We start from the raw sequence: 23,965 nt of genomic DNA on the forward strand, positions 1-23,965 counted from the left end.
GGAAGATAAAGTATGGAACATATCCATTATAATAAAATAAAACAAAGCTTAGTAAAACATGACCTACAAAACAATATATTTGAAATACACAAGGAAGGAAAAGAGGGTGAAAGTCTAGAAGCATCCATACAGGTTTCACCCGGTGCAAATCAAAAGGAAGGACATATATGGTTTTCGTACTCACTTGATCAAGATATCATTCAGCTTTTGAGTGAAGCTGAAATCTCAGTACCAAAAGAGTTTATCTTAGGGGTGTGTGAAAGAGGTGAGTATTGTATCTTTGACCTGAGTTTTGCAATTGAAGATATCGAAGAAATAATTGCACTATTTCTGAGTCAGCTACTAGATGTTTTTTACGGTAAACCCAATCAAACCATTCAGATTGATGTAGAAGGCTTGGGCAGTGATAATGGCCCTTTTGACCATACGCTAGCTAACTTATATCGTGACGCAGGTATTTTCCACTTAGATTCTGATGCTTTTTCTGAACCAGGAAAAATAAAGCGTCTTAAAAGTGCTGTAAATACTGAACTTTTCAAAAATATAAAGTTACTAAAAGAAAAAATAGCCGCCGTGTACAATGATGATAAGTATAATGAATGGGATGATTATTTATTAGCTAACCGTGAAAAAGCTATAGATAGCCTACCATTACTGAAAGAACGCTTCTATAGGCTTTGCGAATTTTATTCTGAACATTTTTTTGATTGCCTGGACCCTAATTATGGAGACCTCGAGTGGGAATATTTAGCAATAAAGAATCATTTTGACAATTGGTCAATACCTGAATACATAGAAATGGTTAACCATTACCGTTCGACGATGAAAAGACCTGGAGCATATGAATATTTAGATAAACGTCTAGATGATTTAAAACAGGTTATTCAAAAGGTTCACGAAGTACCGGGTATTGACAGGGCTAAATTATACAGCTTGCTCAAACTAAATGGGCGTTCATACGGTTCAATTATTACCAGCGTTTTAGTTGCTAATAACGTTATCAGAGAAGAAAAGGTTAGAAGCAAAAGAATATTATATCCAGTAAACAAATAACTTGAGCTGAGTGAAAAATTAGCTGGCCATAACAGCTAGAACCATTTATCAATATTATTTATAGAAACTGGTTAGGTAAAGATTATCATTGGCTAGGCTTAAATGCAGGCTTATTACTAAATGAAGTTGCAGTGACTGGCTGGTTGAACTCGAATTATGTACGGGTTGTTGCATTTTGAGATGATGAATCAAGAATGCGTAAAAAACAGGAATTATTTTGTGTTTAATGTGGTGCAAAAATGGCAGTTCTAGATGATGATTACCGTTTGATCCTGCTAGTGCCTAAAATTAATATACGCTAGCCTTGTAACAACGTACTTTAAACTTAATTTAATTATACAGAGTGAACGATGAATAAAATAAATGTAGCTTTCATAGGTCTTGGCGTTATGGGTTATCCAATGGCAGGTCACCTTTCAAAAAATGAAAATCTAAATGTTACTGTTTATAATAGAACTTCTTCGAAAGCAGAAAAATGGGTAGAGGAGTATCAAGGACAAGTCGCTTCGACTCCAAAAGAGGCTGCAAAAGATGTTGAGATAGTTTTTGTTTGTGTTGGTAATGATAATGATCTTCGCGAAGTAACTCTATTAGATAATGGTGTATTGAATTCCATGAAGCAAGGCACTCTTCTAGTCGATCACACAACGGCTTCAGCGGATATTGCTAGAGAGTTAAATTTAAAGTGTGGTGAAAATAAAATCGGGTTTATTGATGCCCCAGTGTCTGGTGGTGAAGCTGGAGCGATCAATGGCGCTTTAACCATAATGTGTGGTGGTAAGAAAGCTGACTTCGAAAAAGCTAAAGATGTTATGCAAGCATATAGCAGGTATTCAAAACTGTTAGGTGAAGCTGGGTCGGGCCAGTTAGCGAAAATGATGAACCAAATATGTATAGCTGGCGTAGTCCAAGGACTTTCAGAAGCATTGCAATTTGGATTGAATGCTGGAATGGATTGTGAGGCTGTGGTTGAAGTTATATCTAAAGGTGCGGCTGGCTCGTGGCAAATGGAAAATAGGCATAAAACGATGCTCAATGATCAATATGAACATGGCTTTGCAGTTGATTGGATGCGTAAAGATCTGGATATAGCTCTAAATGAGGCAAAGAAAAACGGTTCTACTTTACCTTTAACATCTCTAGTCGATCAATTTTATGCTGATATACAAAAGATGGGTGGAAATCGTTGGGATACTTCAAGTTTATTGAAAAGGTTAGTTTAATCCTTGTAAGGACTTAAGGTCTTTTATTATTTACGAGCACTATTGCTTCTACATTAGTGTGATCGGGTATATTTATAGCAATAAGTTATTTGATGCTTTTAATCATTCTTAGCTCAAAATTTATGCAAATTATATCAGTGTTATAGTGTCAAAACATATTGACAACTTTTGGCACCGAATGTTGCATTCAACAAAAGGTGCTGAAAACGGCGTGCTTACAGTCATGGCAGGCGGTAACGAAGCTGTTTTCACTAAAGTGCAACCCGTAATGGCGGCATATAGCCGTTTTAGCCAGTTATTAGGCGATGTGGGCGCAGGGCAGTTATGTAAAATGGTTAATCAAATTTGTATAGCCGGCGTAGTGCAAGGCTTAGCCGAGGGCTTACATTTTGCCAAACAAGCAGGGCTTGATGGTGAAAAAGTAATTGAAACCATTTCAAAAGGGGCTGCGGGTTCGTGGCAAATGGAAAACCGCTACAAAACAATGTGGGCAGGCGAGTACGAGTTTGGTTTTGCTGTAGATTGGATGCGCAAAGATTTAGGCATTGCCCTTGATGAAGCTAAAAATAATGGTGCAACGCTGCCAATGACTGCAACGGTCGATCAATACTACGCCGATGTACAGGCTCTTGGCGGCGGCAGATACGATACCTCAAGTTTACTAGCGCGTATTGAAGCACTGCATAAAAAGTAATGTAATTGGTAAAAGTAAACTGTTCACAAAGAGGCTAAGAGGCGCTGCGCTTTTAGAGAAAGTGATACACATAAAAATAACGATAGGTTTTATGTGTTTCTCATTTATGCCTCATTCGCTTCTCTTTGTGGGACTTACTTTCGCTTACCTAACTATATACAAAAAACGCGACACTTTTTTGCTAAAGGGTCGCGTTTTTATGAATTATATAAACTACAGTAAATTACATGCTTTGCGCGTAGTTATATAAGGCTTTTAAAATTGTAAGATTTTTTTCACTGTCATCATGTTCATGCGCTAAGTTTTCAAGGGTGATCATAAAATCTTGTGCGCTGATTGATGGCTGATCCTCGCCATGCATTAACTTGCTTTGGCAATATTGACGCCATTGATCAAGCTCTTGCTGGTTGAGCGTTTGCGGCCAATTTCGGGCGCGGTACCTAAATAGCAAAGTATTAAATTTAGGATCTTCAAATTCAAGCTTTAAACTTGCCAAGTCTTCAGGCTTTGCATCACGAATAATCGCAAATTTAGCTTTATCAGCATGGCTAGTAAACCCATCATATAATAAGTAATCCACGTTCGTGGTGGCGCTGTAATCGCCTTGCTCATTAAATACCTCAGTGACTTTATCGCGAAGCTCGGTATTGGCTTTTAAAATGGCTAAATTAGTCAAGCATTGCTCTCGGTCAATACCCAAGCGAGCAGCGTTTTCAGGCAGTAGTGTTTTAGCTGGTGCTAAAATAGGGCACTTGTTTAAATGCACCAGCTTTAAACCTACGGGTAAATCACCCTCTGCTAAATCTATACGTTTGGTGTATAAACGCTTGCGTAGCTCTTCTACATTTAAATCAAGTAATACTTGTGGGTTTTGGGTTAAATCAAAACAAATAACTGCGTTTTTATTCACTGGATGAAAGCTCATAGGTGCCACCCAGGTAGTACAGCCTTGGGTTGCTGGAATACGTGACGAGGTATGCACTAATGGGGTCATATTAAATACATCAACCATTTCAGCGAGTGCTTTTTTACCACGCAAACTAAAAAAGAAGTGATACAGCTTAGGCTGCTTTTCTTTTATTAATTTAGCCAGTGCAATAGTAGCCGTTACATCACTAAGTGCATCGTGCGCAGCGGCATGTTCAATACCATTAGCGACGGTTAAATGCTCAAGCTTAAAGCTAGGGCTGCCATCTTCTTTTAATGGCCACTCAATGCCTTCAGGGCGCAGTGCATAGCAGGCACGTACTAGATCTATAATATCCCAACGGCTGTTATTGTTTTTATATTCACGTTCGTACGGGTCGTAAAAGTTACGATAAAAGCTATATCGGCTTACTTCGTCATCAAAGCGAATACTGTTATAACCAGCCACACAGGTATTGGGTACGCTAAATTCTGCATGAATTTTAGCAATAAATTCAGCCTCAACTAAGCCTTTTTGCATCGCCACTTGTGGGGTAATACCGGTAATTAAACACGCCTCAGGATGCGGTAAATAATCCGCTTGTGGCTTACAGTACTCAATAAGCGGCTCGCCAATAATATTTAAATCAAGATCGGTCCGTACACCAGCAAATTGACTCGGCTTATCTTTTTGTGGGCTTGCTCCCCAGGTTTCGTAGTCGTGCCAGTAGATTGTAGGTTGGTTTTGTTCTGGATAAGCCATTTAAACACCCTGTAAGTTAGCTTGAAGCGGTTGACACACCGCCAAGTTACTAAATTTATGAATTATTTAGATTATGGCATAGGGGAGTAGAGGTTTGTAGATTTAGATTAAAAATGTTATCAAAACTCAACCTTGAGATTTCACATATTATAAAAATTACTTATGGTTTAAATCTTATTATTAATAAAATTATTTAGTGTATTATTACATTTTTTTAGATATGTGTTACGGAGGTTAGATATGTGTTACGGAGGTTAGATAGTGTTGAGCAAAGGATTAGAAACTGTAAGAAAAATAACCCCGTATTTGATTCTGTTTGCTTTGTCTGTATGTTGCTTGTTGTTGTTGAATGAGTATAGGGAGGCATTTCCCATTCGTTCAAATACACAAAGCGCATGGAATAATACTGCAACAATAATGAATGGTTTAATTTCACCTATTCTTGCTTTAGTAAGTATAGTTTTACTTTGGATGACCTGGGTAACAACAAAAAGTGAAATGAAATTAACGAGAAACTTGCTAAATCTACAATTAAATGAAGAAAAAAAGAAAAACTCTCTAGAAATTTTTTCTCGCAGAATTAACAATTTAAACGATAAGATAAATAAAAAAATAGATTTAAGGACGTCCTCAAACGTTGCTAATGATTTAATTAACTTATTACATGGAAAAGTTAGTGCTGCTGATAGGATTAGTTTATCAAAATTACTGACTAATAATGTTTGTGATAATTTTAATTCAGGAAGTGGCGAGGTTACAGCTGCTGAAATGGCTTCATTGATTTTTAATAAAGACTTTTATGTAAGTACAGCACTGCATCGTTATGTTGTGTCTATAAATGAGGAAATTAAACCTGATTTTGAACGTTGTTTAAAAATGAAAGATAAGGAAGAGTGTTTAAATATACTTTTAGGCTATCATTTTTGTTTAAGTAATGAATTTAAGATAATAAATAATGCGTTATCAAGGTTAATAAATAATATCTACCAATATGATGAAATTACTAAAAATGAGCTTTTCGAAGAGTTAGCATTAAATTTTGATATGGAATTGGCTAAAGCAATTATAAGAATGCCTAGCAGTGAAATAAATGAAGAGGCGAAAATAGTGATAAGAAAAATGTAGAGATAAAAATATGTTTTGATTATTAACACGTTACAAAAAAGGTTAATGTTGTATTTACGAGCTTAGGTAACAGTCGCTTAGTTCCTAAAATTGTTATAGGTGCAGGGCTGGGTGAGCAAAATAATGGTTCTGAATTTATGTGCTTACTGGCGGCCGATGCGGCATTGAGTTTTAAAAAGCGTTTAGAAAAAGAGAAAAAATAAACGTTAAAAATCATTATAAAGCCCTAGCTTTAATGGCTAGGGCTTTTTTTGTGGTATTGCTTTGTAAGTGGTGAGTTTAAAACTTAGGACACAAAGCGTGGCTAAAGCCTTTTTCGGTTAGCAAAAAAGTGGCGCTGGGCGTTGAAAAAATATATTCCTCATGAATAAGAAACGCAATTGTGCCTTTAATTTCTTCACTTTGTTTATCTGATGCATCGCTAATTACTTGCTCAGGATCTAAATGGGTTGGGCTTGGGAAATTATTATAAAGATGCTTAAAAATTAACGTAGCAATTGTGTTAAAGGTATCGTTATTTTTCATTTTTGGAGAGTCCTTAATTTATATATGTAGCAACAAACTGGCTGTTTTAAATATGGTTTTTAAATAATAACACATTAAAAATAGGTACATGATCATCCTACTATTTTTTTAAGCTTTAATTTTGCAAGCTGCTGCTTTCATTTATTAAAATGATGATTAATTGTTATGCTTATCCCGCTAAAAAGCAGCGTGTGTTGCTGGTGTGTTGCGCAAAATCATAAAGTGTAATTGAAGAGTTGTAAAAATACGTTATCATTGTAAAACAACATGTAAAATCAAGCAGGTACTTAGCTCACGCTGACCAAGTTCGAGTTAATAATATCAACAAGGCAAGCAAGGACAAATTATGACACCTATGAAACCTTTAGCACTAGCAGTGGCTATGGTTGTTTTTTCACATCCGGCACATGCAGATACAGATCTTGATAAAGTAAAGCAGCAATTAAGCAGCTTACAAAAACAAGTGGAAATGCTGCAAAAGCAACTTGCAAAAGCAGAGCAAAAAAGTGAAAAGACAATCGAGCGCACCATTGAACAGAAAGAAGATATAGCTGAAGTTAAAGTAGCTAAACATGAACACAAGCCTCAGGGAATTAAAATTGGCGGTGCTGTTCGAACCAACTATAGCCACACCTCGTATGATGACGACAATAAAAATCGCGGCGGCGATTTTGACTTTGATATTTTTCGCTTAAATTTCTCAGGCGACGTTGGTGATGTAAAATTAAACGCTGAAATTCGCTTTTTTGATTATATGACCGCTGTTAAATACGCTTATGCAGCTTACGATTTTGCTGATGATTGGCAAGTTCAAGCCGGTATTACTCAGGTTCCTTTTGGTAACTGGCCTTACAATTCACATAACTACTTTTTCAGCACTAACTATTACGTTGGCCTTGAAGACGACCACGATTTAGGGGTGTTATTTAAGCGTAAAATTGCCGATAACTGGCAGCTTGATTTAGGTTTTTTCAAAAATGATGAATTAGGTGGTGTTGATGGTTATGTAGATAACCGCAGCGACCGCTATTCATACGACATTGTTGGCTTTAGAGATGCTGGTGATGGTGTTTACGCTGAGCCGACCAATCCAATTGGTGAATATAATACGTTCTCAGGTCGTTACGGCTACCACATAGAGCATGAGGGTGGTAAAACTGAAATTGGTGTGTCAGCGCTTGCTGGTGGCTTGCATGATGGTGTTGACCGCGCAGGTGATTATAACGCATGGGCGCTTCACTTAAACAGTAATATGGGCCCTTGGAACTTGCAATTACAACATGGCGAATACAACTACGATATTGATAACGTAAACCGTATTGCTGTAGGCGCTTACTCGTTTTACGATAGCATGGCAGCGGAAGCAACTATGTCGAGTGCAAACGTAGCATACAGTGTGCCGGTGCAATGGGGCGCAGTAACAAACTTACAGTTTTATAATGACTACAGCGCTATTTACGACAAATCAGACAACAGCAAAGATACCTGGATGAACGTAACCGGTTTCTCGGTCGCTGCAGGTGGTTTATTTACATACTTTGACTTAGTTCATGGTAAAAACATGCCGTTTGTTGGTGGCTCATTAGCGGGCGATAGCAGCGAAACTGAGCGTCGCTTCAACATTAATATTGGCTATTACTTCTAATAAGCTAGTATTCAAAGCACACGTCTATATACTGGGCGTGTGCTGCTTTGGTTTTAAAAATTATTTTTACCCTACCAATTTCAGCACCTACAAATTGATAAATCTCTAATCAACTTCTAGTATAAAAGTTCAAATGGAATTAAATAAATAATCCATATAGCTTAGCTGGAGGCTAGACATCGATGTTTGTCGTTAATGAGCAGGTATTATCTGATGTAAACAAAAACTTTATTATTCCCCCAAAACCGCAAATTTTAGATGATCTTGATAGATTAGCACATCAAAATGAGCCGTCTTTAATGGCTGCTGCAGATATAGTTGCTAAAGATGTGGCCATATCGTCTGCTATTTTAAAAATTGTTAATTCACCCGCTTACGGCTTAGTGCGAAGCATTGCTGACATAAAACAAGCCATCATGTTTTTAGGTTGGAATGGTATAGAAGCACTTATTCCTGCGCTTAAATTAAAGCAAATGTTTTTACAAAAAACATGTTGTATTAGTTTAGAGCGTTTTTGGGATAACGCGTCTGAAATTGCTAATGTAAACATGATTGTTGGACAGCGAGTAAAAAATAAAATTCCAGTTGAATATTTATACACTCTCGGTTTATTTCATGATTGCGGCATAGTTCCGATGGCGATTAAATATGACGACTACGTCAATGTGCTGCATGGTTCAAATAGAAGCAGTAAAGAAAGTTTAGTTGATATTGAAGATCGTGTTTATGGCGCTAATCATGCCATTATCGGCTATTACTTAGCATCGAGTTGGCATTTACCAAGAGATATTTGCCAGCTTATTCTACGCCATCATGATTTAAGTTTACTTAAGGACACATCCGATCCTAATCAACAGCTCTGTTTTTGTGTGTTAAAGCTCTCTGAAAGCATAGTAAATAGTATTTTACGTGATGAAAAAATTAAAGATTGGGAGCGCCTTGAACCGTTTATATTTAAAAAGTTAAATATGTCTGAAGATGAATATATTGATTTACAAGAAGAAGTTATTGATTACTTAAATCAGTAAATAATCATGCCGGGTTTGCAGCCTAGTTAAACGAGCGGTTATTTGTCGCTTTTATTAAAACGAATATGCTCAGTTTAATTAGACTAAAGTCTATAGGTTAGTTTTTTTCACTTATTGGTTTGTTTTTAATCGTTTGTCGAGATTAAGTAAACACTCTAAAGTTTAGTTGTCGGCAACAAGCACGACTAACCAAATAGGAAACTAATCATGAAACGCTCACTTATCAAAACCATCGCTCTTGGCTCTTTATTAACTTGCTCAGCTGCTGTAATGGCTGATCAAAGTGACTACAAGTTAATGGTTATTGAAGAGGCTGCAACAGCCCCACAAAAATTCGAAGTTGCATTTAACAGTTGCGCATTAAATGTAAAATCAAAAAACTACAGCCAAGCTGAAGAAATTTGTTCAAAAGCAATTACATTATTACAGCAAAGTACAGGCCCACGTTTTAAAGTACGTGAGCTGACTTCATTTGCTTTAAGTAACCGCGGTGTTGGCCGTTTAATGGCTAAAAACGAAACCGCAGCGTTATCTGACTTTTACGAAGCACAGCAAATATCAGGTAACGAGTTAGTGTCGCACAACTTAACACGTGCTAAGCAAGATCTTGCTTTATAACATCTATTAGTGATTAAAAAAGCCCATGCTAATTTAGTTAGCATGGGCTTTTGCATTTATGTAGTTGGCTTATTTCATGTCTGTAAATTATTGTCGATTAAAAGTTGAGTCAATTTTTTTAATCCTTTACCTTTGTTGGTTATTTTCCATGCAAGGTATAAGTCTTGAATAGGACGTGGTTCAATGAGCTCCACAACATGAAGTTTTTTAGCTTTAATATGTTCAGCAATAAGGTTTACTGGTAAATAACCAATCCCGATTCCCGATAAAATAGCGGTAATTTTTTGTTTTACGGAGCTTACATAAAAACGTTGACTACCTTCGATTAAATTAGCTGACCACGGAATACTTTGTTTTGCAGAGTCATGAACTATCACTGTGGTGTATTGACCAAGATCACTAGGCTTGATGGGTTTTCGCTCTTTTGCTAAAGGGTGGGTTGGGTGAACCACAAGTACATTTTGAATATCCGTTATTTTCACTGCCCTGATCCCTTTTTGAGCAGGCACGGGGGCGGGTGCACCAATCACTAAGTCAACATTGTCTTCTATTAACGCCTCCCATGTACCGCTCATTACCTCTTCTTTTACATCAATTTCAATGCTTTTATGTTCAATTAAAAATTGTTGCAAAGCAGCAAAAACATTAGTTACGTCAATAATTGAGTCACAAGCAATCCGTATTCTAGGCTCCCAGCCATTAGCTATGGTTTGTGTTTGCTCCGATAAATTATTTATAGCATTGAGCACTTTACGCCCCTCGCTCAGTAAATATTTACCTGCGGGGGTTAAAACTGCTCGCCGACCTTGGCGCTGAAACAAAGTTACATTTAATTGCTCTTCAAGTTTATTAACAATATACGACAGGGCTGATGGCACTTTATTAAGTTGCTCTGCAGCGGCTGCATAACTGCCACGATGCTCAATGGCGTCTAATACCAGTAAAGCTTCTATGCTAATAGGGGGTGTATTCATCATCATACCAAATATTAACTATTCAAAATATTTGAACATATAAAGCAAATAATAGGAGTTATTTAATTTTAATTCAACTTATACAATAGCTGCATAATCATCAGAAACAATACAGGTAAACATTATGACGATTAAAAATATCACAGCTGCCATCACAAAAACTGAACAGTCTTTTGCAACACTCCCATTAAGACTTATTGCAGGATTAGTGTTTAGTGCTCATGGGGCACAAAAACTGTTTGCGTGGTTTGGTGGCTATGGCTTGGAAGGCACAGGGCAATGGATGGAGTCGATTGGCTTAGCACCGGGCTATTTAATGGCATTAATGGCGGGTGGCGCTGAATTTTTTGGTGGATTACTACTCATCGTTGGTTTGCTGGTGCGTCCTGCGAGTTTTGTACTGGCTATCACTATGGTAGTTGCTATTTTTACCGTACATATAGATAACGGCTTATTTATGAGCAACAACGGTTACGAGTTTGGTTTATCGTTGTTGGCAATTACCTTGGCCTTATTTATTCAAGGGGCTGGAAAGCTATCCCTTGATGGAAAAATTTATCACAAATTAAACCAATAAGCTGATCACATAACTGATTGAACTTTAAGCTGCCAATCTGCGTAAGGTTGGCACATTTTACATACTGAGGAGACGGACATGGGATTACTTGTTAACGGTGAATGGGTCGATAAATGGTACGACACCGAAAAAAGCGACGGTAAATTTGTACGCCAAGACAGCCGTTTTAGGGATACTATTTCATCAGCGCCACAAAGCAAATTTACCCCTGAGGCGGGGCGTTATCATTTATATGTATCGCTGGCGTGCCCATGGGCGCACAGAACGATTATTTTTCGTAAATTAAAGCAGCTCGAAGACATTATTTCTATGAGTATAGTTGAAGCTCCCATGATGGAAAACGGCTGGGAATTTGGCGAGCAGGGCGATCCACTTTATAACTTAGATTACGCCTATCAATTGTATTTAAAAGCCGATCCTAGTTATGAAGGGCGGGTTACTGTGCCGATTTTATGGGATAAAAAAACGCAAACTATTGTAAATAATGAATCAATAGAGATCATTCGTATGCTTAATAGTGCGTTTAATGAGCTCACTGGCAATACTGATGATTATTATCCAGAGCCACTTCGTGAAGAAATCGAAGCCGTGAATAACCGTGTCTATAACACCATCAATAACGGCGTATATAAAGCCGGTTTTGCTACTACACAAGAAGCTTACAACGAGGCTTACACCGCACTATTTGATAGTTTAGACTGGCTAGAAGCGCGTTTAGCTAAGCAGCGCTATCTCGTTGGTGATGTTATTACAGAAGCTGATTGGCGTTTATTTACAACCCTCATTCGCTTTGATGCGGTGTATCACGGGCATTTTAAGTGTAACCGTCAAAAATTAAGCGAGTTTCACCATATTAGCAATTACGTTAACGAGCTGTACCAAGTACCGGGTGTTAAAGAAACCGTCGATTTAGAGTACACAAAGGTGCATTACTATGTAAGCCACTTAACGATTAATCCAACACAAATAGTACCGCTGGGTGCAAAGCATCATTTTGATGCTCCACACGACCGTGAACGTCCATATTAATTAATGTTTATTCTTTTTGAGGAAAGACCATGATCAATCATTATCCAAAGAATAGTTTAGGCAGTGCCGATCACGGTTGGCTTAAATCTAAACATCATTTTAGTTTTGCACATTACTATAATCCGGCACGTATGGGCTTTGGTACATTACGCGTTGTTAATGATGATTGGGTTGCACCTGAAATGGGTTTTGGAGCGCATCCACACAAAAATATGGAAATTATTAGTTTCATACGCAGTGGTGCCATTACTCATCAAGATAGTATGGGTAATAAAGGCATAACCGAGCAAGGTGAAGTGCAGGTAATGAGTGCAGGCTGAGTATAATCGTACCAATGAGCCACTTACTTTTTATCAAATTTGGATTCAAAGTAATAAACAAGATGTGCCGCCGCGTTGGGAAAGTAAAAAATTTCCGACCGACGTAGCTAACGAGCTTACGCTTTTAGTGTCGGGTTATGCAGAAGATGCGGGTAACACCTTATTTATCAGTCAACAAGCACGCATTTATGGTGGAAAGATTGCAAAAGGTACCACCATCACTCAGCGTATTGATCATCAAGCTTATGTACTTGCATCTGATGGTGTATTTACTGTAGATGACAAAAGCAGTGTAATTACCATGAACAAAGGGGATGGTGCTGAGGTCACTCATGCTGATTTTATCACGCTAACTGCAACAACAGAGTGTGAAATAATTATTATTGATACATTAGGTTAGGGCTCAGTAGCAGTCGCCAATAAGCGGGTTAGGTTACAAAAAAGCGTTAATTAAATTGTTTTTAGATTATTAAAAACCCAGCATCGGCTAAATAATGGTGTAGCAGGCACCGCGCCATTATTTATCTTTATTTTTATTACACTTATAAACATTATTCCCTTAAAATAGCGCTAATTGGTTTATTTTTATAAAGGAATTCTGCTGTTAATGAATTCTATTTCCCCCAGCGTATTTGGCCGCCTGTTTACCCCACACCGCACTGTTGATATTGATCAACAAGGTTTAGTCATCAACAACAAAAAGCACACAGATACACTGAGTTGGTGCGATTTAACCTCGCCTATTTGTTATGAATATGGGGTGCTTGGGCAAACACTGCGTTTTGCAACACAGTCTGGGCAGTATCGAGTGTGGATGAGGGCCTATGGCAGTCACCGCATACTTAAAGCCAAAACGGATCAGCTATGGGTCAATAATAATATTGAACCATTAAATGAGCTGCTAGAGGGCATTAACCAATTTGCACATCATCAATTTTTGCGTCAATCCTATGTGGCAGATATAAAACAGCGCGTTAAACAGCAATACAACCGCTGGTTACCTTGGATAAAAAAGAGTGAGGCATTGGCACTTGTTAGTACGCAAATAAAACTGCTCGAACAATATAGTCAGTGGAGCGATTCATTAACTCGCTTTTTACAGCATAAATACACACAGACACAGTTGCAGCGTTATGCTGGTTTTTTCGATAACGTTGAAGCAAACCCACTTACTGAAAAGCAAAGGCGGGCATGCATTATTGATGACGATAATAACCTCGTATTAGCCGGAGCCGGCACCGGTAAAACCAGTGTAATGGTGACGCGAGCTGGCTATTTAGTTAAAAGTAATCAAGCTAATTACAGCGATATTTTATTATTGGCCTATGGCAAGCAAGCCGCCAGTGAAATGGACGAACGCATTAAAACTAAGCTGAATATGCAGGCTATAAAAACAGCTACTTTTCACAGCTTAGGTTTAACTATTATTACTGAGGTTGAGGGCAAGCCACCTAAAATATCTAAACTTGCTGAAAACGAAAAAGCTAAAATAAAATGGGTTGAAGGGTGTTTTGAATCGCTTGCTAATGCTAAGCCACAGTATGCTAAAGCACTGGTGAACTATATAAATAACAATCTTAATGACGTTAAAAGTGGGTTTGAATTAAGCACTGCAAAGCCTAATCATATAGCGCTTCTACAAGAGATAAAAGCTGGCGGTTATTTAACCAAATTAGCGACTTTATTTAGTCAATTAATTAGCGTGTATAAAACAGCAAATATAACGCTTGAGAACGATTCAAAGCAGATACAGCAGGCTTGGAAATTATTAAAGCCATTACTAGCCAACTATAACCATTATTTAGATACTCAAGGTGAAATAGACTTTGACGATATGATCCTCAAAGCCCTCGATTATGTTAATACAAGAAAGTTTATATCACCTTGGCGTTATATCATGGTTGATGAATTTCAAGATATATCGCCTACGCGTGCGGCGTTGGTTAAAGCGCTGCGCGATAGTAAGCCTAGAAGCTCATTGTTTGTAGTAGGCGATGACTGGCAAGCTATTTACCGTTTTAGTGGTGCTGATATGCGCCTGACCACAGAATTTGCCGCACATTTTGGTTTTACCACACAAACTATACTGGATGTTACGTTTCGTTTTAATAATAAAATTAGTGAGGTTGCTTCATGTTTTATCATGAAAAACCCTGCCCAGTTAGCTAAGCAAATTAACTCGTTATCACAAGTGACAAAGCCCGCTATTAGCGTATTAAAAACAGCGAATGTTGTCTCAAGCAAAAATACAAAAATAGCTGAGCTAAATAATGGTGCACTTGCCCATTTACTCGACACTATCAACAAAAATAAGCCCGCTGTTGTGTATTTACTGGCACGCTATCGCTTTCAGTTACCTACTAAAGCCGATATTAACGCCTTGCAGCAAACCTTTTCTTCATTACAAATTGAGTGTGATACCTTTCATGGTTCAAAGGGTAAAGAAGCCGATTATGTAGTTATATTAGGTATGCATGGCGGGCAATTTGGATTTCCGAGCACTAAGCCATCGCCTGCAATGTTAGAAGCTCTCTTACCCGCTAAAGATTTGTATGCCCATAGCGAAGAGCGACGCTTATTTTATGTGGCGCTCACTCGTGCTAAACACAAGGTGTTTATCATAAGTGATGACAACAACCGCAGCTGTTTTGTTGACGAGCTCATAAACGAGCATCAAATTGAGCTAAAAGAGTTAAAAAACATAGCCAGTAAAGTGGTAGCGCAGGTATAAACCGCTTAGTGGCAAACGAATAAGCTTAAGCGGTTTATTGCGTTAATTAACCTGCAACAGGGGTGTTACCTGTGGGTATTTTTTTCATACTTTTTAAGAGCATATAAATACAGGTGGTAATTAAACAACCACCTAAATAAATAAGCACACCATGGCTTGTTTCAGAAAAATGCGTTGCCAACAACGGGCCTAATACAGAGCCGACACTGTAGCTGAGCAGCATTATTTCAGTTGCTGACACTATTTTTGCCATAGGTAACGAGTCGCACGCCAAAGTAATTGCAATCGGATAAAGTGCAAAACTACACGCACCTAATACAAAGTAACTTACAACTAATCCGCCAAAGCTATGTGCGTTTAATATTCCCATTACGCTGGCAGCACCAACAAAACAAAAAATAGCCATAAGTAAGCTTTTTATAATACGGGTTGATAAATAACTCACTAAAGGTTGCACCAGCATGCCACCTAAAATAATCACCGCCATAAGTAAGCCGGTATATTGGGCTTGATCAGTTTGCGCGGCTATATAAACAGGTAATAACCCGTAAATAGGGCCTAGTAATAATCCTGATACTAAACAGCCTAAAATAGCAGGGCGGCTGAGAGTTTTTAACTCTTTAAGTGGCAGCTTTTGTAATTGCTGAGCATTAGGTTGGCCTGTGGTAATTAATAATGGAGCTAAAATAGCCAACGCCAAAAGGGCCACGACAAATAAATACGGTACGGCACCTTCAGTGCCAAGCGGTGTGATTGCTAATTGCCCCACAGCGCTGCCACCATATAAAGAGGTCATATATAAACCTAAGCGTTTGGCTCGCGCCTTAGGTGTATTCGCCATTAACAACCACGACTCAACCACTACAAATACTCCCGCAACAGCAATACCAGCAACAAAGCGAGCAATTAACCACATTGTGGCTGTAGGGGATATAATCTGTGCAATAACACTGATGATCAGCAACATTAAAAATGCGATAAATGCCATACGGTGGCCAATTTTTACTACCACACGCTCAATACACAGCGCGCCAATAAGTAAACCAAAATAAAAGACGCTGGCAAGCCAAGGCGCAAGATCAATACTTAACTTAAAAGCACTCAGTGATAACGGGATCAGGCTCATTAAAAAGCCCGAAGCAATAGCAAAAAAAGATAAACCAATAACAGGGGCTAAAGGATTATTTGATTTACTATTAGCGGCAAGTTCCACCATTAGATTATTCCGATAAAAAGGGTTTAAATAATTGCTGATTTAGGTGTGATAGTGGCGCGATTATTTGAAGCAGGTTAATTTGGCTGCGAATTTATGCTGCTTTTTATACCAAGTAAAGTGTTTTTTAATTGCTCAATCAAAATAATTTTTAAAATGTTTTTTTACGTAAACTAATCGCTTAATTGCAATCTGATTGTAGAAATAAGTTAGCGTTTTTGTTTTATATTTGTTGATTTTTTAAAGAGGGTGATAACGTAGTAATGGCGGGGTATAGTTAAAAAATAAAAGCCCATGTTGGGCTTTTATTGGTGTTTATTTTAGTGCATGGTAAGCGCAAGCTTATGGTACAAACCAATACCAACAATCACATTAAACGGAAACGTTACCCCTAAAGAGCTGAGCATAGCTAGGCCAATATCAGCCTTGGGAACGGCTGCTTTAATTGCCGCAGGGGCTGCAATATAAGACGCACTAGCCACTAAACTACCGAGTATCACCACCGAGCCTAATTCTAATTTTAATAGTGTGCCTACAGCCACGCCGATAGTACCTAAAAATAGCGGAGTGATAATAGCAAATGCAGCGAGTCTCCAATGCTGCCAAGGAAATGGGCGCAGAGTTTGCGCAGCCACTAAACCCATTTCAAGTAAAAACAAAGCCAGTACTACTTTAAAACTACTGGTTAAAAGACTGGTTACTTGACTGCCTTGCTGTGTGCCATACATCATTCCGATGATCACACCGCCAACTAACAAAATCACGCTTTTGTTAGTAAGTGTTTCGTGCCAAAGCGCTTTGAGTGACAGTGTATTACTTTGGCTATGTCGTTTATCGAGTTTACGATACAGCATTAAACCGACAATAATAGCAGGTAATTCGAGCATCACTAAATACAGTGTAACCTCAGCACCTACCTCTAATTTAGCCGATTCTGCATAAGCCAATGCAACTGCAAAGGTACCTGCGCTTACCGAGCCATAATGCGCGGCAATACTGGCGCTATTGGCCACACTGAGTCTAACGACATATTTTAAAATAGGGTAAAGAGTGAGGGGAATAAGGCCACCGAGTAACATAACCGAGGCCATTTCAGGAAGAAGCTGCCAGCTTAAGTTTCCATGCAGCACCATGCCACCTTTTAACCCTATGGTGAGCATTAACAATAGACTTAGTGTGTCATAAGTGGCTTTAGGTATCGCTAAATCAGAACGTAAAATCCCCGCCACTAATCCTAAAATAAAAAACATGACTACGATATCAGGCACACTGTTCTCCTTTTTGTTATTAGTTACTCAATTTGTTAAGCGGCGCTATTGTAAACCTATCTTTGTATAGTAAATAATAAAATGAATGATAGTATCTTATAGATAAAAATCTATGAGGTGAGTAATGAACATAAGGCAACTATCATTTAGGCTACTCGAAGTCTTTATGAGTGTAGTTAAAACCGGCTCCATTAGCGAAACAGCTCGGCAATTGCATTTAACCCAGCCTACCGTTTCTTTGCAAATTAAGCGCTTACAAAAAACCGTTAATGAGCCTTTAATTGCTATGCAACAGCAAAAATTACAGGTTACCGAGGCTGGCTTACAATTATTTAGAACTTGTGAGCAAGTGTTTGGCCACTTTGATGATTACCAAGACTATTTAGCCTAGCTTAAAGGCGGGGAGCGCGGGCGCTGTAACATTGCCATGGTAAACACTGCACAATATATTTTACCTAAGTTACTTGGGCCATACAGTAATGCCCACCCCCCATGTAGAGCTACCATTGGCAACCGCTCTGCAGTGTTAGCGCGTTTTGAACGTGGGGAAGACGATATTTATGTGTTTAGCCACCCACCATCACTTGAACATGCCCAAGCTGCACGTTTTTTACATAACCCCTTAGTTTTTATTGTGCCGCTTGATCATCCGCTTGCCGATGTAAAAGCATTAACATTAGCTGATTTAATGCCATATCGATTTTTATTAAGAGAGCCAGGCTCTGCTACGCGTATGCTTTTTGAAAGCGAATTACAAAGCCGTGGTTTAGTCCTTAGTGATAGTGAAAATGGCCAGTAACGAAGCCATACGAGTTGCTGTTTCCTCGGGAATGGGGATTGCTGTGCTTTCCCATCATGTATTACCAAAAGGCGATAACAGTTTTAAAGTGCTCAATGTAACCGACACCTGCTTAGCCAGCCATTGGTATTTTGTAGTGCGCACAGACAGGCATATTTCTCATGCTGCGCGCAGCTTTTTAAAATTTGCCCAGCTGAATTTAGAGCAATATCTCGATAAGCAATGGGTGCGTAATGAGCTAAATGGGCTTAATTTAAAATAAAGAGTTAAAGCGAAGCGAAAAAATATAAGTTGGTATTAAAGTTGCTGTAGTTATTCACATACAAGTATCTAAGTTAAAATAGTTAAAGATAGATATTTTAACGCAAAAATGGATTTGAGCTGATGACATCAATAACCTTTAAAAATCAATATAGTACTTATGTTAGTACAATAAATAAACCGGCAAAAGCTGAATAAGTAGTGGCAACTTCTGGCCCTGCGGCAACAGCTAAAACCAACGATAGCGAACAAACGCAAATCGCAAGCACTAAGCCACAAGACAAAAGCTTTTTAGAAAATGCGCAAGAGGCGCTTATTTATCAACGATTAGGGGTTGATAAAGAAAAAATTGCTGAGTTAAAAGCAGCAATCGAAGCATTGGCAGAAAAGCTTCAAGAGCAAGGTGCTGATATAGACACCATTAAAGAGCAGCTTGCAGAGTTACAAAAAATGCTGGAGCAAGAATACGAAAAAGGCACTGATCGAATGGCCATGCAACCTACGCATGAAAAAGGCAAGCTTGTAACCGCGTTAGCTTAGATAACGACACGTTGCAAGCTCATTTACTTCTGATTTTAAATAGATTTTAAGAATTATGCACAAAGAGGGCAAAGAGACGCTGCGCTTTTAGAGCAGTGATCTAAAGCATACTTTTTATGGCTTCTCGTTTTCTTCTCATTCAATTCTCTCAGTTCATACTGTTTTTTATGATCAATTTACAAAGAGGGCGAAGGGACGCTGTGCTTTTAAAGTAAGCGGCTGAAATAAATAAATTTTTTCTACTCATTTATTCCTCATTCATTTCTATCAGTTTAAATTATTTTTAAGTGATTAATACACAAAGAGAGCGAAGAGACGCTGCGCTTTTAGAGCAGTGATCTAAACCATAACTTTCATCTGCAACCAAAAAACCAAGCTTGGGTATATAAAAAGTATCAACATGCCTACACTAAGCAAGTTGTCTTTAAAGAGATTAAAGTCATCAAAAATTCTCTGCCACTTATATTTAAATAAATACCTACCCACAAAAATATCTAAACTAAGCATTATTATTAGCCACATTAAGCCTAATTTAAAACAATCTAGGTAATTTGTAGGGGTAACCTATGGCAGGGCTAACCAAGTTATAGCAAAAATAATGGCGATGCCTGAGAGTAAACTAAGTGTTTTAGCGCGTCGTTGCCCATATAATCGATGCAGAACTCGCACCCGAATGTTGCCATTAATTATCTCGCCTAAAGCAAGTAATAAGCCTATGGCTAGGGCTTTTAATAACATGATGATTTCCTTATATTACAAAGGCCAACAGTTAAACATTTATTTCAAATAGTTTACATCAATACCCAATTAGAGAGCCATTAGTTAGCCTTTTAATTTATAACCATCGGTATTTGTTGTTATTGTGCGCACTTTTTTATAAGGTGAACTTTGCTTATAAAAATAACAACGGGATCAACCGATGAAAACTCTACAACAACAACTTGGCCAGTATGGCTTGTATCATCGTTCAAAGCGTAACGTATTAACTCACTTTTTTGGTATTCCACTGATTGTATTTGCGGCATTGTGCTTACTAGCGCGTGTTGAAATTCCTCTAGGGAGTTTTAATGTCGATGGGGCGCAGCTTTTTGTCCTTGCCAGTGTGGTTTACTATTTTATGCTTAGCTTTTCGCTAGGTTTAATCATGGGCATCATTTTTACTTTATTGTTAGTGGCAGCGCAGCCTATCGCCGCAATGCCCTTTACATCTTGGCTGACGATTGGTGTGGGTGTGTTTGTATTTGGCTGGGTGTTACAGTTTATTGGTCATTATTTTGAAGGCAAAAAGCCCGCTTTTGTTGATGATTTAGTAGGCTTAATTATTGGCCCTTTGTATGTCACCGCAGAGCTGTTATTTTTAATGGGCTTTTACAAAAATTTAGAACAGCAAGTTAATGAAATAGCGGGCCCAACTAAAGCATAATCAGTCAAAGACTATAAGGTAAACCATGGATTATAATAATAAAACAGTGTGGATCACCGGTGCATCATCAGGTATTGGTGAAGAGCTTGCAAAACAATTTGCAGAGCAAGGTGCGAAGGTTATTTTATCAGCGCGAAATATCGATAAACTCAACCAAGTAAAAGACAAGTTAAAAGGCGAGGGGCATCGTGTTATTCCCCTTGATTTATCAAAGCCCGAAACTGTACTGCAGGATGTATCAGCGAAAATAGATAGCTTAGGCCCAATTGATATTTTAATAAATAATGGTGGCGTATCACAGCGTAGTTTATTTTTAGAAAATGACTTTAAAGTGTACCGCCAACTCATGGAAGTAAATTACTTTGGTTTAATTGCACTCACTAAAGCAGTGCTACCTTCAATGGTGGCGCGAAAAAGTGGTTCTGTAGTGGCTATTAGTAGCGTGGCAGGCAAAGTGGGCTCTAAGTTTAGAACGGGTTATTCAGGCAGTAAATACGCTGTAGTAGGCTTTATGGATTGCTTACGCGCCGAAGTCGCGCAGCACAATATACATTGCTTAACTATTTGCCCTGGCTCAATTAAAACAGCGATTGCCCATAATTCATTGAACGGGCAAGGAGAGGCACAAAACAAACCTGAGCCTTCAATAGAAAATGGTATGAATGTAAATGTAGCCGCATCGAAAATGCTCACCGCAATCTATAATAAAAAAGACGAAGTGGTAATAGGCCAAGGGTTAAGCGGTTGGGCACCGTTTATAAAACGGTTTTTCCCTAGTTTATTTAATCGATTAACCGCTAAGATAGAATATAAATAGCCAGAGAATTAGTGGACTGTTAGCAAAAATTTAAGTTAAATTTGTGCTGACAGTGTACTTCTATTTTTTAAATAATGGAGACGTTAAAGTTAATGATGCATAGTGTTAAGCTAAGAGTATCTTTATCTGTAACTTTCCTTTTAGATAACAATTCGCTACGAGGCTTTTACTGCTGACTCTTTTGATTTATTGAAGATCACAATAGAAAATATAACTTCTGTTATGCCGCCAACAAAAGCACCAATGACGAAGTTAGCATTTAATAATATACAAACTACTCCCGCTAGCATAAGCACAGCACCTAAAAGCCAATAAACTTTTGCACCATATAAAGTATTAAAAATTAAATAACGCACACCCATTGCCAACAGCATTATTGGATAAAACCATTGCAGATGCAGCTTAGAAACATAGAAGGCGAGGAAAAAACCAACAAATAAAATAACGGTACTTTCTAAAGCAAGTTTGCCTAATGGGTTTGTGGAGTCATGTTGTCCAGGGCGCTTAAGTACTTTTGATAGCAACATAGCCAGCGGGTGTATAAACATACCACCAATAAACAGGGTAAGCATACTCGCTTTAGTTGAATACAGTACTGCAATTAAACCAGCAAAACACCAAACTAACCCAGAAATAACAACACCTGTTGCGCCACCAAAATAGGCGAGATCCATGTCTTTTTGTGCTTGCTTAAATTCCATAAATACCCTGTGACCTAAAAGTGGATATCCCTCAAACAGAGGAAAGTAATTATTGGTTAATAATTACATTAAAGTTAATTAGTGTAATTATTGGTTAATAATTACACTAATTAACTTTAATGTAAACAAATGATTATGCGAGAAATAAATGACTTTTGAGTGTCGTAACAATAGGGCTGTAATAATGTGATGGGGGAAATACAAACCCCGCGCTGTTAATGCGGGGGATAAGTTTAAACTCATTTGGTTAAATGTTTACTGGGCTTTTTTGGCTTCGAGTGCTTCTATTTCATTCCAAATTTTTTCAGCCTCGTCGGTTAACATAGCGTAGCTTTTTATATCGCCTTTTCTTTGCGCTTGCATGCCTTGTTCTAATTTTGCGTCGTATTCTTTACGTAATTTTTTGATTGGATCTGGCTTTAAAAATGAAAACATCAACACCCTCGTTGTTTATTAGCTAGTTACAGTAACAATACGCAGTGAAGGCGCAAAAAGTTTGCTGTTACTGTAATTAGCTTATTAAAAGATTATTGTGGGTCAAGGCGCATAATGCCTTGGCCGTCCAATCCTAAGTAAATAGTGCCATCATCACTTTGTGCTAGACTGCGAATACGACCAATGCCTTCCAGTAATTTACTTTGTTTAACGACCTTGCCATCTGCTATTTCAAGTACGCTAATAAACGCGTATTTCATTGAAGCGAGTAAAAATTTTCCTTTAAGCTCAGGATACTTGTCACCTTTTACGAGCAGCATGTCTGAAGGAGCAATAGAGGGTGTCCATTGTAATGTGGGCGCTTGCATGCCTGATTTTTCGGTTAAATCGGTAAACGAGGTGCCACTGTAGTTAATACCATAGCTTACCACTGGCCAGCCGTAGTTAGTTTTAGGCTTAATCATATTAAGCTCATCGCCGCCACGGGGGCCGTGTTCGTGTGCCCAAAATACATTATTTTCATTATCGAACCACATGCCTTGTGGGTTACGATGCCCGTAAGACCAAATCGCTGATTTTGTGTCTTTTTGTTTTACAAATGGGTTGTCGGTTGGAATTTTACCATCGTCGTGTAAACGATAAATTTTACCGCCATCGCGGCTTAAATCTTGTGGGTTAATATCTCGCGAGCCGCGATCGCCAATCGAAAAATACACATAGTTTTGGCTATCAAACACAATACGGCTGCCGTAGTGCTGGCCTTTTTTAGAATTATGCTCGCCTTTGTATAATTGTTGTGGCTCGCGTAATTGGCTGTGATCGTTACTTAATTTTGCGCGCATAAGTGCGGTGTTACTGCCAGCACCGTCACCTTCACTGCTTGAGTAAGTGATATACAGCCATTGATTATTAGCAAAATCAGGATGCAGCTCTAAATCAAGTAGGCCGCCTTGGCCGTTGGCATCAATTTTAGGTAGCCCAGAAATTTTAGTTAAGCTGGTGGTATTTTTACGCAATAAATATAAGGTGCCACTGCGCTCGGTTATTAATAAATCACCGTTTGGTAGAGCCTCAATAGCCCAGGGAATAGAAATCCCTTGGGCAACAGTGACCGGTTTTACATTAAGCGCTAATTTATCCAGTTCTTTAAAATCAACTGCATGAGCACTAAGGCTGGTAAGCGCCGAAAATGCCAATGCACAACTGGCTGTGGCGAGTGTAGAAAATTTTTTACGCGTTGTTACTTTGTTCATAATGGCTTCCAAAATTAACTAAATTTTAACTACCTTAGCACGCT

The 23,965-nt window shown here is 38.3% G+C and carries 21 protein-coding genes and 4 pseudogenes; 16 read left to right on the top strand and 9 right to left on the bottom strand.

Features of this window, described 5'->3' with window-relative positions; all coding sequences use genetic code 11:
- The first annotated feature begins 12 nt into the window (after positions 1–12).
- The 3 genes and pseudogenes from CWC14_RS02765 to CWC14_RS02775 form a co-directional block, all read left to right on the top strand.
- Positions 13–1,053 (top strand): hypothetical protein, encoded by a 1,041-nt coding sequence (locus CWC14_RS02765; protein ID WP_138561130.1) that lies wholly within the window; start codon positions 13–15, stop codon positions 1,051–1,053.
- Between the two features lie 350 nt (positions 1,054–1,403).
- Positions 1,404–2,276: an NAD(P)-dependent oxidoreductase gene (locus CWC14_RS02770; protein ID WP_138561132.1), complete on the top strand. Its 873-nt coding sequence runs from the start codon at positions 1,404–1,406 to the stop codon at positions 2,274–2,276.
- A 196-nt stretch (positions 2,277–2,472) separates the two neighbouring features.
- Positions 2,473–2,970, top strand: a pseudogene (locus tag CWC14_RS02775) (NAD(P)-dependent oxidoreductase); the annotation flags it as partial.
- Between the two features lie 223 nt (positions 2,971–3,193).
- Here CWC14_RS02775 and sbcB read toward each other — a convergent pair.
- Positions 3,194–4,639: an exodeoxyribonuclease I gene (gene sbcB, locus CWC14_RS02780; protein WP_138561136.1), complete on the bottom strand. Its 1,446-nt coding sequence runs from the start codon at positions 4,637–4,639 to the stop codon at positions 3,194–3,196.
- A 261-nt stretch (positions 4,640–4,900) separates the two neighbouring features.
- Between sbcB and CWC14_RS02785 the strand changes: the two genes are divergently transcribed.
- Together CWC14_RS02785 and CWC14_RS20020 are read left to right on the top strand one after the other, a co-directional pair.
- Positions 4,901–5,764: a hypothetical protein gene (locus CWC14_RS02785; protein WP_138561138.1), complete on the top strand. Its 864-nt coding sequence runs from the start codon at positions 4,901–4,903 to the stop codon at positions 5,762–5,764.
- A gap of 50 nt (positions 5,765–5,814) precedes the next feature.
- Positions 5,815–5,967 (top strand): annotated as a pseudogene (locus CWC14_RS20020) (SPFH domain-containing protein); the annotation flags it as partial.
- A gap of 76 nt (positions 5,968–6,043) precedes the next feature.
- Here the strand turns inward: CWC14_RS20020 and CWC14_RS02790 are convergent.
- Entirely contained in the window at positions 6,044–6,289 is a 246-nt protein-coding gene (locus CWC14_RS02790; RefSeq protein WP_138561140.1) for a hypothetical protein, read from the bottom strand.
- 346 nt (positions 6,290–6,635) lie between these two features.
- Between CWC14_RS02790 and CWC14_RS02795 the strand changes: the two genes are divergently transcribed.
- The 3 genes from CWC14_RS02795 to CWC14_RS02805 all read left to right on the top strand — a co-directional run bounded on the left by CWC14_RS02795 (position 6,636) and on the right by CWC14_RS02805 (position 9,580).
- Complete coding sequence (locus CWC14_RS02795) at positions 6,636–7,934, top strand: porin (RefSeq protein WP_138561142.1); 1,299 nt, start codon at positions 6,636–6,638, stop codon at positions 7,932–7,934.
- Positions 7,935–8,116: 182 nt separating this feature from the next.
- Positions 8,117–8,962 (top strand): HDOD domain-containing protein, encoded by an 846-nt coding sequence (locus CWC14_RS02800; protein WP_138561144.1) that lies wholly within the window; start codon positions 8,117–8,119, stop codon positions 8,960–8,962.
- A gap of 207 nt (positions 8,963–9,169) precedes the next feature.
- Complete coding sequence (locus CWC14_RS02805; RefSeq protein ID WP_138561146.1) at positions 9,170–9,580, top strand: hypothetical protein; 411 nt, start codon at positions 9,170–9,172, stop codon at positions 9,578–9,580.
- Between the two features lie 74 nt (positions 9,581–9,654).
- Here the strand turns inward: CWC14_RS02805 and CWC14_RS02810 are convergent, their stop codons facing one another.
- A complete protein-coding gene (locus CWC14_RS02810; protein ID WP_138561149.1) occupies positions 9,655–10,554 on the bottom strand; it encodes a LysR substrate-binding domain-containing protein in 900 nt (299 codons plus the stop codon).
- Positions 10,555–10,678: 124 nt separating this feature from the next.
- Between CWC14_RS02810 and CWC14_RS02815 the strand changes: the two genes are divergently transcribed.
- From CWC14_RS02815 to helD, 4 genes and pseudogenes are all read left to right on the top strand, one after another.
- The gene (locus CWC14_RS02815) at positions 10,679–11,131 is read left to right on the top strand and encodes a DoxX family protein (RefSeq protein WP_076922293.1); all 453 of its coding nucleotides are present in this window, start codon (positions 10,679–10,681) and stop codon (positions 11,129–11,131) included.
- Positions 11,132–11,209: 78 nt separating this feature from the next.
- Positions 11,210–12,160, top strand: a complete 951-nt coding sequence (locus CWC14_RS02820; RefSeq protein WP_024601612.1) for a glutathione S-transferase family protein — start codon at positions 11,210–11,212, stop codon at positions 12,158–12,160.
- 29 nt (positions 12,161–12,189) lie between these two features.
- A pseudogene (locus tag CWC14_RS02825) lies at positions 12,190–12,880 on the top strand (pirin family protein).
- Between the two features lie 207 nt (positions 12,881–13,087).
- Positions 13,088–15,211 (top strand): DNA helicase IV, encoded by a 2,124-nt coding sequence (gene helD, locus CWC14_RS02830; protein WP_138561152.1) that lies wholly within the window; start codon positions 13,088–13,090, stop codon positions 15,209–15,211.
- A gap of 46 nt (positions 15,212–15,257) precedes the next feature.
- Here helD and CWC14_RS02835 read toward each other — a convergent pair whose 3' ends face one another.
- Both CWC14_RS02835 and CWC14_RS02840 read right to left on the bottom strand, forming a co-directional pair.
- The gene (locus tag CWC14_RS02835; protein WP_138561155.1) at positions 15,258–16,427 is read right to left on the bottom strand and encodes an MFS transporter; all 1,170 of its coding nucleotides are present in this window, start codon (positions 16,425–16,427) and stop codon (positions 15,258–15,260) included.
- Positions 16,428–16,744: 317 nt separating this feature from the next.
- Positions 16,745–17,692: a sodium-dependent bicarbonate transport family permease gene (locus tag CWC14_RS02840; protein WP_138561158.1), complete on the bottom strand. Its 948-nt coding sequence runs from the start codon at positions 17,690–17,692 to the stop codon at positions 16,745–16,747.
- Between the two features lie 124 nt (positions 17,693–17,816).
- Here CWC14_RS02840 and CWC14_RS02845 point away from each other — a divergent pair.
- Both CWC14_RS02845 and CWC14_RS02850 read left to right on the top strand, forming a co-directional pair.
- Positions 17,817–18,753, top strand: a pseudogene (locus CWC14_RS02845) (LysR family transcriptional regulator).
- Positions 18,754–18,953: 200 nt separating this feature from the next.
- A complete protein-coding gene (locus CWC14_RS02850) occupies positions 18,954–19,292 on the top strand; it encodes a hypothetical protein (RefSeq protein ID WP_249928678.1) in 339 nt (112 codons plus the stop codon).
- A gap of 564 nt (positions 19,293–19,856) precedes the next feature.
- Here the strand turns inward: CWC14_RS02850 and CWC14_RS19630 are convergent.
- Positions 19,857–20,030: a hypothetical protein gene (locus tag CWC14_RS19630; RefSeq protein ID WP_249928679.1), complete on the bottom strand. Its 174-nt coding sequence runs from the start codon at positions 20,028–20,030 to the stop codon at positions 19,857–19,859.
- Between the two features lie 181 nt (positions 20,031–20,211).
- Between CWC14_RS19630 and CWC14_RS02860 the strand changes: the two genes are divergently transcribed.
- A complete protein-coding gene (locus CWC14_RS02860; RefSeq protein WP_013465113.1) occupies positions 20,212–20,715 on the top strand; it encodes an Mpo1 family 2-hydroxy fatty acid dioxygenase in 504 nt (167 codons plus the stop codon).
- 25 nt (positions 20,716–20,740) lie between these two features.
- The gene (locus tag CWC14_RS02865) at positions 20,741–21,532 is read left to right on the top strand and encodes an SDR family oxidoreductase (protein WP_138561161.1); all 792 of its coding nucleotides are present in this window, start codon (positions 20,741–20,743) and stop codon (positions 21,530–21,532) included.
- 155 nt (positions 21,533–21,687) lie between these two features.
- On the opposite strand, the gene CWC14_RS02870 is transcribed toward CWC14_RS02865, so the two are convergent.
- From CWC14_RS02870 to CWC14_RS02880, 3 genes are all read right to left on the bottom strand, one after another.
- The gene (locus CWC14_RS02870; RefSeq protein ID WP_024603118.1) at positions 21,688–22,233 is read right to left on the bottom strand and encodes a DUF7010 family protein; all 546 of its coding nucleotides are present in this window, start codon (positions 22,231–22,233) and stop codon (positions 21,688–21,690) included.
- A 255-nt stretch (positions 22,234–22,488) separates the two neighbouring features.
- Positions 22,489–22,668 carry a DUF6435 family protein gene (locus CWC14_RS02875; RefSeq protein ID WP_024603117.1) on the bottom strand — a complete coding sequence of 60 codons (180 nt, stop codon included), beginning with the start codon at positions 22,666–22,668 and terminating at the stop codon, positions 22,489–22,491.
- A gap of 92 nt (positions 22,669–22,760) precedes the next feature.
- Positions 22,761–23,921, bottom strand: coding sequence for a PQQ-dependent sugar dehydrogenase (locus CWC14_RS02880; RefSeq protein WP_138561164.1), 1,161 nt, complete (start codon positions 23,919–23,921; stop codon positions 22,761–22,763).
- Positions 23,922–23,965: the final 44 nt, after the last annotated feature.

The organism is Pseudoalteromonas sp. S3260 (assembly GCF_005886925.1).
GTDB classification, from domain to species: Bacteria; Pseudomonadota; Gammaproteobacteria; order Enterobacterales; family Alteromonadaceae; genus Pseudoalteromonas; species Pseudoalteromonas tetraodonis.

Excerpts from the sequence above, each read along its gene's own strand:
- CWC14_RS02765 (WP_138561130.1), top strand. The coding sequence starts at position 13 with ATGGAACATATCCATTATAATAAAATAAAACAAAGCTTAGTAAAACAT.
- CWC14_RS02770 (WP_138561132.1), top strand. The coding sequence starts at position 1,404 with ATGAATAAAATAAATGTAGCTTTCATAGGTCTTGGCGTTATGGGTTAT.
- sbcB (WP_138561136.1), bottom strand. The coding sequence starts at position 4,639 with ATGGCTTATCCAGAACAAAACCAACCTACAATCTACTGGCACGACTAC.
- CWC14_RS02790 (WP_138561140.1), bottom strand. The coding sequence starts at position 6,289 with ATGAAAAATAACGATACCTTTAACACAATTGCTACGTTAATTTTTAAG.
- CWC14_RS02795 (WP_138561142.1), top strand. The coding sequence starts at position 6,636 with ATGACACCTATGAAACCTTTAGCACTAGCAGTGGCTATGGTTGTTTTT.
- CWC14_RS02800 (WP_138561144.1), top strand. The coding sequence starts at position 8,117 with ATGTTTGTCGTTAATGAGCAGGTATTATCTGATGTAAACAAAAACTTT.
- CWC14_RS02805 (WP_138561146.1), top strand. The coding sequence starts at position 9,170 with ATGAAACGCTCACTTATCAAAACCATCGCTCTTGGCTCTTTATTAACT.
- CWC14_RS02810 (WP_138561149.1), bottom strand. The coding sequence starts at position 10,554 with ATGAATACACCCCCTATTAGCATAGAAGCTTTACTGGTATTAGACGCC.
- CWC14_RS02815 (WP_076922293.1), top strand. The coding sequence starts at position 10,679 with ATGACGATTAAAAATATCACAGCTGCCATCACAAAAACTGAACAGTCT.
- CWC14_RS02820 (WP_024601612.1), top strand. The coding sequence starts at position 11,210 with ATGGGATTACTTGTTAACGGTGAATGGGTCGATAAATGGTACGACACC.
- helD (WP_138561152.1), top strand. The coding sequence starts at position 13,088 with ATGAATTCTATTTCCCCCAGCGTATTTGGCCGCCTGTTTACCCCACAC.
- CWC14_RS02835 (WP_138561155.1), bottom strand. The coding sequence starts at position 16,427 with ATGGTGGAACTTGCCGCTAATAGTAAATCAAATAATCCTTTAGCCCCT.
- CWC14_RS19630 (WP_249928679.1), bottom strand. The coding sequence starts at position 20,030 with ATGTTATTAAAAGCCCTAGCCATAGGCTTATTACTTGCTTTAGGCGAG.
- CWC14_RS02860 (WP_013465113.1), top strand. The coding sequence starts at position 20,212 with ATGAAAACTCTACAACAACAACTTGGCCAGTATGGCTTGTATCATCGT.
- CWC14_RS02865 (WP_138561161.1), top strand. The coding sequence starts at position 20,741 with ATGGATTATAATAATAAAACAGTGTGGATCACCGGTGCATCATCAGGT.
- CWC14_RS02870 (WP_024603118.1), bottom strand. The coding sequence starts at position 22,233 with ATGGAATTTAAGCAAGCACAAAAAGACATGGATCTCGCCTATTTTGGT.
- CWC14_RS02875 (WP_024603117.1), bottom strand. The coding sequence starts at position 22,668 with ATGTTTTCATTTTTAAAGCCAGATCCAATCAAAAAATTACGTAAAGAA.
- CWC14_RS02880 (WP_138561164.1), bottom strand. The coding sequence starts at position 23,921 with ATGAACAAAGTAACAACGCGTAAAAAATTTTCTACACTCGCCACAGCC.